12 protein-coding genes are annotated in these 12,714 nt (G+C 67.5%); 9 read left to right on the top strand and 3 right to left on the bottom strand.

Going from position 1 to position 12,714, the window contains the following annotated elements; genetic code table 11:
- Positions 1–208: 208 nt before the first annotated feature.
- Positions 209–1,630, bottom strand: coding sequence for a short-chain fatty acyl-CoA regulator family protein (locus tag ACIP5Y_RS03830; RefSeq protein WP_400347294.1), 1,422 nt, complete (start codon positions 1,628–1,630; stop codon positions 209–211).
- A gap of 473 nt (positions 1,631–2,103) precedes the next feature.
- Between ACIP5Y_RS03830 and ACIP5Y_RS03825 the strand changes: the two genes are divergently transcribed.
- From ACIP5Y_RS03825 to coaD, 3 genes are read left to right on the top strand one after another with little or no spacing between them, the layout of a single operon-like run.
- Positions 2,104–5,508, top strand: a complete 3,405-nt coding sequence (locus tag ACIP5Y_RS03825) for a pyruvate carboxylase (RefSeq protein WP_400347293.1) — start codon at positions 2,104–2,106, stop codon at positions 5,506–5,508.
- The gene (rsmD, locus tag ACIP5Y_RS03820) at positions 5,505–6,065 is read left to right on the top strand and encodes a 16S rRNA (guanine(966)-N(2))-methyltransferase RsmD (protein ID WP_400347291.1); all 561 of its coding nucleotides are present in this window, start codon (positions 5,505–5,507) and stop codon (positions 6,063–6,065) included. The genes ACIP5Y_RS03825 and rsmD overlap by 4 nt, the downstream gene beginning before the upstream one ends.
- 22 nt (positions 6,066–6,087) lie before the next feature.
- Entirely contained in the window at positions 6,088–6,573 is a 486-nt protein-coding gene (gene coaD, locus ACIP5Y_RS03815) for a pantetheine-phosphate adenylyltransferase (RefSeq protein ID WP_400347289.1), read from the top strand.
- 50 nt (positions 6,574–6,623) lie between these two features.
- Here the strand turns inward: coaD and ACIP5Y_RS03810 are convergent, their stop codons facing one another.
- Both ACIP5Y_RS03810 and ACIP5Y_RS03805 read right to left on the bottom strand, forming a co-directional pair.
- The gene (locus ACIP5Y_RS03810; protein ID WP_400347288.1) at positions 6,624–7,508 is read right to left on the bottom strand and encodes a hypothetical protein; all 885 of its coding nucleotides are present in this window, start codon (positions 7,506–7,508) and stop codon (positions 6,624–6,626) included.
- A gap of 324 nt (positions 7,509–7,832) precedes the next feature.
- Complete coding sequence (locus ACIP5Y_RS03805) at positions 7,833–8,342, bottom strand: GtrA family protein (protein WP_400347286.1); 510 nt, start codon at positions 8,340–8,342, stop codon at positions 7,833–7,835.
- Positions 8,343–8,573: 231 nt separating this feature from the next.
- On the opposite strand from ACIP5Y_RS03805, the gene ACIP5Y_RS03800 reads away from it, so the two are divergent.
- The 6 genes from ACIP5Y_RS03800 to ACIP5Y_RS03775 all read left to right on the top strand — a co-directional run bounded on the left by ACIP5Y_RS03800 (position 8,574) and on the right by ACIP5Y_RS03775 (position 12,700).
- Positions 8,574–9,365: a DivIVA domain-containing protein gene (locus tag ACIP5Y_RS03800; protein WP_400347284.1), complete on the top strand. Its 792-nt coding sequence runs from the start codon at positions 8,574–8,576 to the stop codon at positions 9,363–9,365.
- Positions 9,366–9,447: 82 nt separating this feature from the next.
- The gene (locus ACIP5Y_RS03795; protein ID WP_400347282.1) at positions 9,448–10,110 is read left to right on the top strand and encodes a YceD family protein; all 663 of its coding nucleotides are present in this window, start codon (positions 9,448–9,450) and stop codon (positions 10,108–10,110) included.
- A gap of 2 nt (positions 10,111–10,112) precedes the next feature.
- Entirely contained in the window at positions 10,113–10,295 is a 183-nt protein-coding gene (gene rpmF / locus ACIP5Y_RS03790; RefSeq protein ID WP_397002724.1) for a 50S ribosomal protein L32, read from the top strand.
- 20 nt (positions 10,296–10,315) lie between these two features.
- Complete coding sequence (rnc, locus tag ACIP5Y_RS03785) at positions 10,316–11,092, top strand: ribonuclease III (protein WP_400347279.1); 777 nt, start codon at positions 10,316–10,318, stop codon at positions 11,090–11,092.
- 6 nt (positions 11,093–11,098) lie between these two features.
- Positions 11,099–11,956, top strand: coding sequence for a bifunctional DNA-formamidopyrimidine glycosylase/DNA-(apurinic or apyrimidinic site) lyase (gene mutM / locus ACIP5Y_RS03780; protein WP_400347278.1), 858 nt, complete (start codon positions 11,099–11,101; stop codon positions 11,954–11,956).
- Between the two features lie 159 nt (positions 11,957–12,115).
- Positions 12,116–12,700, top strand: coding sequence for a dihydrofolate reductase family protein (locus ACIP5Y_RS03775; RefSeq protein WP_400347277.1), 585 nt, complete (start codon positions 12,116–12,118; stop codon positions 12,698–12,700).
- The last annotated feature ends 14 nt before the right edge of the window (positions 12,701–12,714 follow it).

The following is a 12,714-nucleotide window of genomic DNA, read 5'->3' as shown; positions in this document are numbered from 1 at the left end:
CTTCGAGCGATTGCCGAGGCTACACACGGTGACCAGTTGATGTCCGGCAAATTCGCGACTTCATTGCGCGGGCAAGGTATTTCCCCTGGAGCCGGGCGAAGAATACCTTTTGGTATTCAATACCCGGCGGTATTAGGTTTGCTGGACGCGGAATTCGGTTTGCTGACGCGCTGCCGGAACCGGATCGAAAAGATTGCCGGGCACGACTTCAGCGCGGCAACCGCGGATACGGCAGATCCGAACTCGTGTTCTCGGTGATGGCGAGCGGCCGGCCGATCTGCGGGAAGGCACGCTGCGCACAGTTCGGCCGCTCGCACACCTTGCACCCCGCCCCGATCGGCACCGCCGCCGCCGGATCGTCGAGCTGCAGGCCCTTCGCGTAGATCAGCCGATCGGCGTACTCGATATCGCAGCCCAGGGCAATGGCGAATTCCTTGCCGCCTTGGCCGAATCCGGTCGGCGGGGGCGTCGTGGTGCGCGCGATCCAGAGGTAGCGACGGCCGTCCGGCATGGCGGCGACCTGCGTGAGCATGCGGCCCGGATGGGCGAACGCCTCGTGCACCACCCACAGCGGGCAGCTGCCGCCGACCCGGGAGAAGTGAAAAGCGGTGGCGGACTGGCGTTTCGAGATGTTCCCGGCGCGATCGGCGCGAATGAGGAAGAACGGCACCCCCCGATGCCCCTGCCGCTGCAGGGTGCTCAGCCGGTGGCAGACGGTTTCGAAGCCGACCTCGAAACGTAGGCTGAGCAGGTCGATATCGTAATGTAGCTCCTCCGCCGAGCGCAGGAACTTGCCGTACGGCAGGACCAGCGCGCCCGCGAAGTAATTGGCCAGCCCGATCCGGGCCAGTGTGCGGGATTCATCGGTGAGCGACGGGGTTTCGTCCAGTACCTCGTCGAGCAGATTGCCGTGCAGCAGGAAGGCGAGGGTGGTGGCGATCTGGAAGGCGCGCTGCCCGGGGCGTAGTCGCCGCGCGAGAGTCAGTGTGCGCGTTTCCGGTTCGTAGTGCCGCTTGGGGATATTGGGATCGGCCCCGTCGCCGCGGACCAGGACGGTCACGCCGGCGCGTTCCTCGGCGACCCGCGCCAGCTGGCGATCCAGGGAGCCGATGGTGAGCCCGCTGTCCTCGAACAGCCGCTCGGCGGCGAGATCCAGCTGGGCGATGTGATTGTGGTGGTCGTAGAAGAAGTCGCGGACGTCCTCGTAAGGCATGGGGACCCCGGGGGCGCCGGTGGGGGTGGCGACCTTCGACGATAAAAGATCCAACTGGTCGGTCGCCGCGCGTAGTCGGCGATGCATGGCCACAACGATTTTCGCGACCTCCGGCATGCGGGTGGCCAGATCCTCGACCTCCGCCACCGGCGCCGCATTACCGCCCGCCGCCTCCACCAGAATCTCGTGCAGATCCGACACCAGACGGGCATCGGAGTCGGCGGCGAAGAACTGCACATCCAGATCGAAGGTGGAGTTCAGTTTCAGCAGCACCGGAATGGTGAGCGGTCGCTGATCACGCTCGAGCTGGTTGAGGTAGCTGGGGGAGAGATCCAGGGATTTGGCCAAGGCCGCCTGGGTCATCCGCCGTTCCTCGCGCAACCGCCGTAGTCGGGCACCCGCATACATCTTGCGCACAGTGCAGGATGGTACCGATTCGGCTTCGCAAACATCGCAGTATCGAGTGGACTCGCCGCGATTTCCCCGATTGTCCGAGGCACTCGCCGGTCCGGTGTATCTGCGTAACATGCGAATTCGATGCTACGGGCGGCTCCGCGCGCGAGTACTCATCGTACGTGTACCCACTCGGCGGCGTGCGTGAACCATATCCGGAATGTTTGCCGAAGGCAGCGGATGCCACCCGGAACCGGATGCGCCTGGAGTTCGCCGGGCCCGGACCTCCCGGATCCCGGCCCGCGCGCCGGCGCCTCCGGACCGGTGCGCTGCTTAACAACTCGGCCAATCGGAACGGGCGTACGGCACGCACCTCACCGGCAGGCATGTGTCCGGGTGATTAACAGGAATTCGCAATCCGGGCGGCCGCTCTGTGAAGATTCCTGGGAACGGGATTCGATGCCCGTTCCGTATCCGGAGACAGGTACCTTAGGCGAATGTTCTCCAAAGTCCTGGTCGCCAACCGCGGCGAGATCGCCATTCGCGCCTTCCGCGCGGCGTATGAGCTCGGCACCGGAACAGTTGCGGTGTTCCCGTACGAGGACCGCAACTCCGTCCACCGGCTCAAGGCCGACGAGGCGTACCAGATCGGCACACCCGGACACCCCGTCCGGGCCTACCTGTCGATCGAGGAGATCATCAAGGCGGCCAAGAGCGCCGGAGCGGACGCCATCTACCCCGGATACGGCTTCCTCTCCGAGAACCCGGACCTCGCGGCCGCCTGCGCGAGCGAAGGCATCACCTTCATCGGACCGTCCGCGCACGTACTGGAACTGACCGGTAACAAGGCCCGCGCCATCGCCGCCGCCAAGGCCGCCGGACTGCCGGTACTGAACTCCAGCGCACCCTCCGCCGACGTGGACGAACTGCTGGCCGCCGCCGAGGACATGGAATTCCCCGTCTTCGTCAAGGCCGTCGCCGGCGGCGGCGGGCGCGGTATGCGCCGCGTGGCCGACCCGGCCCAGCTCCGCGAATCCATCGAAGCCGCCGCCCGCGAGGCCGAATCCGCCTTCGGCGACGCCACCGTCTTCCTCGAACAGGCCGTGATCAACCCGCGCCACATCGAGGTGCAGATCCTCGCCGATCAGCAGGGCAATGTGATCCACCTGTACGAGCGCGACTGCTCGCTGCAGCGGCGGCATCAGAAGGTCATCGAACTCGCGCCCGCGCCCAACCTGGATCCCGCACTGCGCGAACGCATCTGCGCCGACGCCGTGGCCTTCGCCGAGCAGATCGGGTACAGCTGCGCGGGCACCGTGGAATTCCTGCTCGACGAACGCGGCAAGCACGTCTTCATCGAGATGAATCCGCGAATCCAGGTGGAGCACACGGTGACCGAGGAGATCACCGATGTCGACCTGGTGCAGGCCCAGATGCGCATCGCCGCGGGCGAGACACTGGAAGACCTCGGCCTGAGCCAGGATTCGATCCAGATTCGCGGCGCCGCGCTGCAATGCCGCATCACCACCGAAGACCCGGCCAACGGCTTCCGGCCCGACACCGGCCGCATCACCGGCTACCGCTCCCCGGGTGGCGCCGGCGTGCGCCTCGACGGCGGCGCCAATGTGGGCGCGGAGGTCGGTGCGTACTTCGACTCCATGCTCGTCAAGCTCACCTGCCGCGGGCGCGACTTCCGCACCGCCATCGCGCGGGCGCGCCGGTCCGTCGCCGAGTTCCGCATCCGAGGCGTCACGACCAATATTCCGTTCCTGCTCGCCGTGCTGGACGATCCGGACTTCCGCGCGGGACGGGTCACCACCTCGTTCATCGACGAGCGGCCGCAACTGCTCACGCTCAAGAGCTCGGCCGACCGCGGCACCAAGATCCTGCAGTACCTGGCGGACGTCACCGTGAACAAGCCGCACGGCTCGCGGCCCACCAAGCTGTACCCGCACGACAAGCTGCCCGCCCTCGACCTGACCGTGCCGCCGCCCGCCGGGTCGCGGCAGCGACTCCTCGAACTCGGGCCCGAAGGCTTCGCGCGGTGGCTGCGCAACCGGGAGGGCGTGGCCGTCACCGACACCACCTTCCGCGACGCGCATCAGTCGCTGCTCGCCACCCGCGTGCGGACCAATGGCCTGCTCGACGTCGCCGGGCATGTGGCGCGGATGACGCCGGAGCTGCTGTCGATCGAATGCTGGGGCGGCGCCACCTACGACGTCGCACTGCGATTCCTGTTCGAGGATCCCTGGGAGCGGCTCGCGGCGCTGCGCGAGGCCGTGCCGAACATCAACCTGCAGATGCTGCTGCGCGGCCGCAACACCGTCGGCTACACCCCGTACCCGGAAAAGGTCACGCGCGCATTCGTTTCCGAGGCCACCGCCACCGGTATCGACATCTTCCGCATCTTCGACGCGCTCAACAATGTCGACCAGATGCGGCCCGCCATCGACGCGGTACGGGAAACCGGCACCGCGCTGGCCGAAGTCGCCATGAGCTACACCGGCGACCTGTCCAATCCGGACGAGAACCTCTACACCCTCGACTACTACCTCAAGCTCGCCGAGGAGATCGTCGACGCCGGGGCGCACATCATCGGCATCAAGGACATGGCCGGCCTGCTGCGCGCACCGGCCGCGCACACGCTGGTCACCGCGCTGCGGCGGGAATTCGACCTGCCGGTGCACGTCCACACCCACGACACCCCCGGCGGACAGCTGGCCACCTATCTCGCCGCCTGGCAGGCCGGCGCCGACGCCATCGACGGCGCGTCGGCGCCCATGGCGGGCACCACTTCTCAGCCCGCGCTCTCGGCAATCGTTGCGGCAGCGGCCAATTCGCCGTATGACACCGGCCTGAACCTGCAGCATGTGTGCGACCTCGAACCGTATTGGGAGTCGCTGCGAAAGGTCTACGGGCCCTTCGAATCCGGGCTGCCCGGCCCGACCGGCCGCGTCTACCACCACGAGATTCCGGGCGGGCAGCTGTCGAACCTGCGCCAGCAGGCCATCGCCCTCGGCCTCGGCGACCAATTCGAGGAAGTCGAAGCCAAATACGCTGCGGCGGACCGGCTGCTGGGCCGCCTGGTGAAGGTCACTCCCTCCTCCAAGGTGGTCGGCGACCTCGCGCTCGCATTGGTCGGCACCGGCGTGGACGTGGAGGACTTCGCCGCGGATCCGGCCCGCTACGACATCCCGGATTCCGTAATCGGTTTCCTCCGTGGCGAACTCGGCACCCCGGCCGGCGGCTGGCCCGAGCCCTTCCGCAGTCGCGCCCTCGCGGGCCGCGGCCCCGCCAAGCCGGAAACCCGGCTCACCGCCGAGGACGAGGCCGGCCTCAACGGTTCGTCCGATGAACGCCGCGCCACCCTCAACCGCCTCCTGTTCCCCGGCCCCACCGCCGAATTCCTCGCCCACCGCGAAAAGTTCGGCGACACCACCGGACTCTCCGCCAACCAGTTCTTCTACGGCCTGCGCCACGATGAGGAACACCACGTCCAGCTGGAGAAGGGCGTCATCCTGCTGATCGGCCTGGAGGCCATCTCCGAGCCCGACGAGCGCGGCATGCGCACCGTCATGTGCATCCTCAACGGCCAGCTCCGCCCCATCACCGTCCGTGACCGCTCCATCTCCAGCGAAGTCCCCGCCGTCGAGAAGGCCGACAAGACCAACCCCGGCCACATCGCCGCGCCGTTCGCCGGCGTGGTCACTCTCGCGGTCTCCGAAGGCGATTCGGTCTCGGCGGGCGACACCATCGGCACCATCGAAGCGATGAAGATGGAAGCCGCCATCACCGCTCCCCGCGGCGGCACCGTCCGCCGGGTGGCCATCGCCAAGGTCCAGCAGGTGGAAGGCGGCGACCTCCTGGTCGACGTCAACCTCACGGAGGCCGCGGCCGAATGACCCGGATTGTCGCGGGCACCGCGGGCGGGCGCCGGCTACGCGTACCGCCCGCGGGGACCCGCCCCACGTCCGATCGTGTCCGCGAGGCACTGTTCAGCGTGCTGCACGCGCGCATGGACTTCGACGGCGCGCGAGTCCTGGACCTCTACGCGGGGTCGGGCGCGCTCGGCCTGGAAGCGTTGTCCCGCGGCGCATCCCATGCGCTGCTCGTCGAATCCGACAAGAAGGCCGCGGCAATCATCCGCGGCAATATCGGCGACCTCGGATTGCCTGGTGCGGAATTGCGGCCGGGCGCGGTGGCGAGCGTGCTCGCCGGGCCCCCGCCCGAGCGCTACGACCTGATCTTCTCCGATCCGCCCTACGCCTTCGACATCACCGATGTCCTGAGCGACCTCCGCGCGCTGGTGTCCGGCAACTGGCTGCACGAGGGTGCGATCGTGGTGGTGGAACGCTCCCTCCGATCGCCCGAACTGTCCTGGCCCCCGGAGTTTTCCGCGCTGAAGTCGCGCACCTACGGCGAGACCCGCATCGACCTGGCCGAGTACGAACCGGTCTGACGCGCCCTGCTAGCGTTCGACCATGGCTGGAGCAGTGTGCCCCGGGTCGTTCGACCCGGTGACCAACGGACATGTCGATATCTTCGCCCGGGCGGCCGCGCAATTCGATGAGGTCGTCATCACGGTCGTGGTCAATCCGAACAAGCAGGGCATGTTCACCATCGACGAGCGGATGGAGATGATCCGCGAGGTGACGGCGCACCTGCCCAATGTGCGCGTCGAATCCTGGCGCGGACTGCTGGTGGACTTCGCCAAGCAGCAGGGCCTCACCGCCATCGTCAAGGGCCTGCGCGACGGCAACGACTTCAGCTACGAACTGCAGATGGCCCAGATGAACCGGAAACTCACCGGCGTCGACACCTTCTTCATCGCCACCAGCCCCGCCTACGGCTTCGTCTCCAGCTCCCTGGTCAAGGAGGTCGCGGCCTACGGCGGCGATATCGCCGACCTGCTACCGCCCACCGTCCACAAGCGCCTCCTCGCCCGCCTCGCCGAACGCAAGAACTGAACCCGGCCACCCGCGCGCGGCCGGGCGCACTGCTTTCGCCCACCGTCCGATCACAGCGGCACCAGCCGGACCCGGCGGGAATCCGGCGCCGCCGCGGGCTCGATGCGGCCGTCGGGCCGTAGCGGCCGCTCCCGGGACAGGGCCGCGCGCAGCCGCCGGCCCACCCGATCATGGACGAGGTCGTCCCAGGTCCAGCGCACCACCTCGAAACCCAAGGCACGCAAGTAGTTCTCCCGGATCTGCTCCCGATGCACGGCGGTCGCGACATCCTGCCCCGGCCCGAGCAGCCGGCCGTGCCGGATCGGCCCGTCGAACTCGCACAGCACCCCCGCGGCCTCGTAATAGAAATCCACCCGCCCCACGAAACGCCCATCCGGCGTGAGCACATTGCCCTGCGAGCGGGGGAGCGGCAGCCCGTGCCGCCGGATCATGATGCGGCTCAACGACTCCCCGATACTCTGGCTGCGCCCGTCGATCAGCCCGACCACCCCCTTGGCCTGCGCGATCCCATGCCGCCCGGCCGCCCCGGCCAGCTCCCGCGCCAGCTCATCCCCGGTGATCCCGAACGCCCCCGCCAGCGCGTCCCCCGCCACCACCGCCGCATCGACCGGCAGCGTGAGCGCCAGATCGATGACAGTCCGCACCGGTGTCGTCACCAGCAGTCCGTCCACCTCGGCCGCCGAATCCAGCGGCGACCCATGCACTTTCGCCAACGCCCTGACCCGCCCGCCACCCCGCCGATTCCGCGTCACGCACACCCGCTCCAACGGCGTCCGCCACAATGTGGTCCCGTACAACACCGCCGCCGACTGATGGCTCACCACGGTCTGCTCACACATATCCGCCACCACCGCATCGATGAGCAGCCGATGCCGCTCCCGCCGCCCCGGCGCCGAGGCGGTATCCGATGTCCCGTGCCCGGTGATCTTCCGCAATACGGAACCGTTTGCCGCACACTGCCTTCCCGTAGCGGAGGCGCGTCGAGCTCCGGCCCGGTTCGTGCGTCCACCGCTCGCCCGCGTGCTCATTCCGCCTCCGGACGCGGGCGTGGGCGGCGGCGGGCGGGGTGGGCGCAGGTGGTGGGGCGGTCGGGGAGGTGCGGGGGTCTCGGGCCGGGTGTATTGCGGCGTCCCCCAAGGCATCCGCGCCGTTGCTCCATATCGGGGCCCCTTTCGTCGTTGGATGCCCGGTTTGACGCAGACACGACGAAGGCGGTTCCGGCGACATACCGGAACCGCCCGAACGGGATTCGGCAGGGGTCAGAAGACCCAGAGGCGGAGAGTGAGGAAGCGGAGCGTGCCGACGGCGGCTGTGATGAGCACCACCGCAATGGCTTCCGCTATATCGTCGAGTCCGGGTGCGGCCACCGTGAGCAGGGCCAGTGCGCCCGAGCTGATAGCGAGGCCGGCCAGCGCCAGCGCGCCGCCCTCCACTTGCGCCGTGTACCAGCGCACCCGGTCGGCCGCATTGAAGGTCAGGCGCCGATGCAGCTCATTGGCCACCGCGGTGCTCACGATCGAGCCGATCAGGTTGGCCACCTGCGGGCCGTCCCCGTGCAAGGCCAGGAAGAGCAGGACATAGCCGACATTGCTCAGCCCGCCGACCAGGGCGAAGCGAATGAGCTGCGCCACTACATGTTCGCTACGAAGCCATTCACCGATACGTGCGAGCCGCCGAGTCACCGTGTACCGCACAACGTCGTAGACATACGCGGTCGCGAACCCGGGTACGGGTACGACGGCCCGCTCCTGGACATCGAGGACAGCCATTGTCTTTCCCATCGAACAGGTCGAGCGCGCGCACAGGGTCACCGCCGCGGCTCGACACTTTCCTGCCGTATGAATTTAACATCAAATGGAGGGGTTTCCTCCACTTGATTTTGTGGGATGGGAAACAGTGCGCGACACGCCGTGTCGGACCTTGTTGACAGCGCGAAGGCAGGCAGACTGGCGGAAGCGGAGTGTCTCGCCGTGAGTCCTGGCAGGAGAGTGGGGTAGCACATGTACCGGGTATTCGAAGCGCTCGACGAACTCGTGGCCATCATCGAAGAGGCGCGCGGCATTCCACCGACCCGCAACTGCATCGTCCCGCGCGGTGAAGTGCTCGAGCTCCTCGACGACGTCCGCGAGGCCCTCCCCGGCGAACTCGACGACGCCCAGGACGTGCTCGACCACCGCGACAAGATCGTCACCGACGCCCGCGTCGGCGCCGAGACCACGGTCAAGACCGCCAACGAACAGGCTCACCACACAGTCACTTCCGCGCGTGACGAAGCCGACCGCATCCTCGCCGACGCCAAGGCGCACGCCGACCGCATGGTCGCCGAGGCCCGCGCCCACGCCGACCACCTCGTCGCCTCCGCCGAGGCCGAGGCCGAACGTGTTGTCGCCGACGGCAATCAGGAATACGAGACGGTCACCACTCGCGCCCGCACCGAGGCCGACCGCGCCGTCGCCGCAGGCCAGGCCTCCTACGACCGGTCGGTCGCCGACGGCAAGGCCGAACAGGAACGCCTCGTCTCCGCCACCGAAGTGGTCCGCGCCGCCCACGCCGAATCGGCCCGCCTCATCGACACCGCCCAATCCGACTCCGACCGCCTCCGCCAGGAATGCGACGACTACGTCGACGGCAAGCTCGCCGACTTCGAGGAAACCCTGCACAGCACCCTCCGCATCGTCGGCCGCGGCCGCCACCAGGTGCGCAGCGGCAGCAGTGTCCCGGACTACTCCTCCGAGTTCCGCCCCGAGAGCAGTGCGGGATTCCGTCCCGAGAGCACGGGGTTCCGGCGCTGAGCCGCTCGTTTGGGTCATAAGCACACGCTTCGGTATTGTTGGGTGGTTGCCCATTCCACACCTAGCGTGAGTGAGTCCTTCCATGCCTGCCCAATCCGGTAAAGCCGCGCGTCCTCGTCGTCAGACGATCGACGCTGGTTTCCTGCTGGACACACGCAGTCTCGGACGCAAACCCGGATCGCTGCGTGCCGTGCATCGCACCCACAACACCGGCGAGCGGATCGGCCTCGACATGGTCGCCATCCCCGTCGGCGCCGAGATCGAGATGGATCTCACAATGCAGTCCGTCTCCGAGGGCGTGCTCGTCATCGGCACGGTGACGGCGCCGATCGAAGGCGAATGCGGGCGCTGCCTCGAATCGTTCACTGACGAGATCGAACTGCAGCTCACCGAGCTCTTCGCCTACCCGGACAGCACCACCGAGCAGACCACCGAGGAAGACGAGATCCACCGCCTGGTCGACGACATGATCGACCTGGAACCGGTGATCCACGACGCCGTCGGCCTGGAGCTCCCGCTGCAGCCGCTGTGCGAACCGGACTGCGCCGGACTCTGCCCGGAATGCGGCGTACGGATGGCGATTGCGGGTTCCGACCATGGTCATGAGATACTTGACCCTCGCTGGGCCGGGCTCGCGAATTTCGCTGTCACCGACGGTACTGCCGTCGATAGTTCCAGCCCTGGTACCGGTGCCGATGGCACCGTACCGACCCCGTCAGCCGAAACTGATTCAGAGGAGAAGTAGTCGTGGCCGTTCCGAAGCGCCGGATGTCCCGTAGCAACACCCACTCGCGGCGCAGCCAGTGGAAGGCCACCGCGCCGACCCTGATCACCTGCCCGAACCGGGCTTGTGGTCAGAAGACCCTGCCGCACATCGCCTGCCCGTCCTGCGGCACCTACAAGGGCCGTCAGGTCACCTCGGCGATCTGATTTCGCCGATTCTGCCGACCGTGACCGCCAGCAAGGACGCGGCGGACCTTCCCGCCGTGGGTGACAGTGCCGATCATGCCAGCCTGCTCGAGGCACTCGGCGTGGACGTACAACCGGATTTGTTGCGCTTGGCGCTGACACACCGGTCGTACGCCTACGAGAACGGTGGGCTCCCCACCAACGAGCGCCTCGAATTCCTGGGTGACTCGGTGCTGGGCCTGAGCATCACCGAACGCCTGTACCTGGAGCACCCGGACAAGTCCGAGGGCGAACTCGCGAAACTTCGTGCGAGCGTGGTCAATATGCACGCGCTCGCCGAAGTCGCGCGCGGTCTCGGCGCGGGCGGTCTCGGCCGGCACCTGCTACTCGGTAAGGGCGAAGAGCTCACCGGTGGCCGGGACAAGCCGAGCATCCTCGCCGACGGCATGGAATCGCTGCTCGGCGCCGTGCATCTCGAGCACGGCATCGACACGGCACGCGACGTCGTCCTGCGCCTGTTCGCGGAACTGCTCGAACGCGGACCCCGCATGGGGGCCGGACTGGACTGGAAGACCAGCCTCCAGGAGCTGACCGCCGAACGCGGCATCGGCGTGCCCAGCTACGAGATCACCTCCACCGGACCCGACCACGACAAGGAGTTCACCGCCACCGCGGTGATCGGCGGGAAGGGTTACGGCCAGGGGGTGGGCCGCTCCAAGAAGGAAGCGGAACAGAAGGCCGCCGGCGCGGCGTATCAGGCGTTGAACGCCGAACACGCAGCCGGGGAAAAGGCCGACGGTAACGCATCGAAGAGCTAGGGCGTCATGCCTGAACTTCCCGAGGTCGAAGTCGTACGGCGCGGGCTCGCCGAACATGTGGTGGGCCGCGTCGTCGACAATGTGACCGTCAAACATCCGCGCTCGGTACGGCGGCACGCGTTCGGCGCGGAAGACCTCGCCGGCCGGCTCACCGGACTGCGCGTCGAATCCGCGCAGCGGCGCGGCAAATTCCTGTGGCTCACCTTCGACGAGCCCGATACCGCACTCGTCGTGCACCTCGGCATGAGCGGGCAGATGCTGGTGCAGCCCGCGGACGCGCCGCTGGAGAAGCACGCGCACATCATCGCCACCCTGGACTCCGGCGCCGAACTACGGTTCGTGGATCAGCGGACCTTCGGGGGCTGGCAGGTTTCCGATCTGGTCGAGGTGGACGGGACGCTCGTGCCCGAACCCGTCGCGCATATCGCGCGGGACCCGATGGATCCGCTCTTCGACCCGGATCGGGTCGTGCAGAAGTTGCGCGGCAAGCAATCAGAGATCAAGCGGCTGCTGCTGGATCAGACCGTCGTCTCCGGGATCGGCAATATCTATGCCGACGAAGCCCTGTGGCGGGCCGAGCTGCACGGTGAACGGGTGTCGGCCAAGCTGACCAAGCCCGCATTGCAGAGTCTGCTCACCGAGACTCAGGCCGTCATGGGTGAAGCCCTGCACGCCGGTGGAACCTCCTTCGACGCGTTGTACGTGAACGTGAACGGTCAATCCGGGTATTTCGAGCGCTCGCTCAATGCCTACGGCCGCGAGGACGAACCGTGCCGGCGGTGCGGTGCGCTCATGCGCCGGGAGAAGTTCATGAATCGTTCTTCCTTCTCCTGCCCGCGTTGCCAGCCCCGGCCCCGCGGCTGAAAAACCCCGTCCGACCGGCTGACAAGCCGTGCCACGGACCTCACCGTCGCTGCCGAAGCACGGTGCGCGGGGTGCGAAGTCGGTTCGAGCCTCCCTATCGAAGGCTTTGAGGCGCTACCTTTTTGACAGCGGCATGTGTGGTGCCGGCTGGAGGAACGAATGCGCAAACTGACCTACTACGTCTCGGCCACCATCGATGGGTTCATCGCCACCGAGGACGGCTCGGTGGACTTCTTCCCCGTCGGGGGCGATCACAGCCCCGCGATCATCGCCCAGTACCCCGAAACCCTGCCCACCAAGGTGCGCCAGGTACTCGGACTGGACAGCAAACCGTGCCAGAACTTCGACACCGTCGTCATGGGCCGCAAGACCCACGACTTCGGCGTGCGCACCGGCACCTCGAGCCCCTACGCGCACCTACGCCAGTTCGTGGTGTCGCGCACTTTGCCCGAAGCGCCGGATCCGGATGTCGAACTCGTCGACGGTGATCCGCTCACCCGCATCCGGGAACTCAAGCGGGAGAAGGGACTCGGCATCTGGCTGTGCGGCGGCGGGGAACTCGCGCAGACGCTGCTGCCCGAGATCGATCAGGTGCTGCTGAAGCTGTACCCGATCGTGCTCGGTTCGGGGCGCCCGCTGTTCGGCGCCGGTGCGCGTTTGCCCGAGCCCACTCGGTTCCGGGTGCTCACCAGCCGCGTCTTCGAAGACGGTGTGGCGTTCATCAAATACAGCCGGGTGCGCTGAAAACTGTTGCGGGC

The sequence above is a fragment of the Nocardia sp. NPDC088792 genome, assembly GCF_044750615.1.
GTDB lineage: Bacteria > Actinomycetota > Actinomycetes > Mycobacteriales > Mycobacteriaceae > Nocardia.
This window is presented reverse-complemented; position numbering and strand designations above follow the sequence as displayed.

Coding starts and splice junctions, on each gene's coding strand:
- ACIP5Y_RS03825 (WP_400347293.1), top strand. CDS start 2,104: ATGTTCTCCAAAGTCCTGGTCGCCAACCGCGGCGAGATCGCCATTCGC.
- rsmD (WP_400347291.1), top strand. CDS start 5,505: ATGACCCGGATTGTCGCGGGCACCGCGGGCGGGCGCCGGCTACGCGTA.
- coaD (WP_400347289.1), top strand. CDS start 6,088: ATGGCTGGAGCAGTGTGCCCCGGGTCGTTCGACCCGGTGACCAACGGA.
- ACIP5Y_RS03805 (WP_400347286.1), bottom strand. CDS start 8,342: ATGGCTGTCCTCGATGTCCAGGAGCGGGCCGTCGTACCCGTACCCGGG.
- ACIP5Y_RS03800 (WP_400347284.1), top strand. CDS start 8,574: ATGTACCGGGTATTCGAAGCGCTCGACGAACTCGTGGCCATCATCGAA.
- ACIP5Y_RS03795 (WP_400347282.1), top strand. CDS start 9,448: ATGCCTGCCCAATCCGGTAAAGCCGCGCGTCCTCGTCGTCAGACGATC.
- mutM (WP_400347278.1), top strand. CDS start 11,099: ATGCCTGAACTTCCCGAGGTCGAAGTCGTACGGCGCGGGCTCGCCGAA.
- ACIP5Y_RS03775 (WP_400347277.1), top strand. CDS start 12,116: ATGCGCAAACTGACCTACTACGTCTCGGCCACCATCGATGGGTTCATC.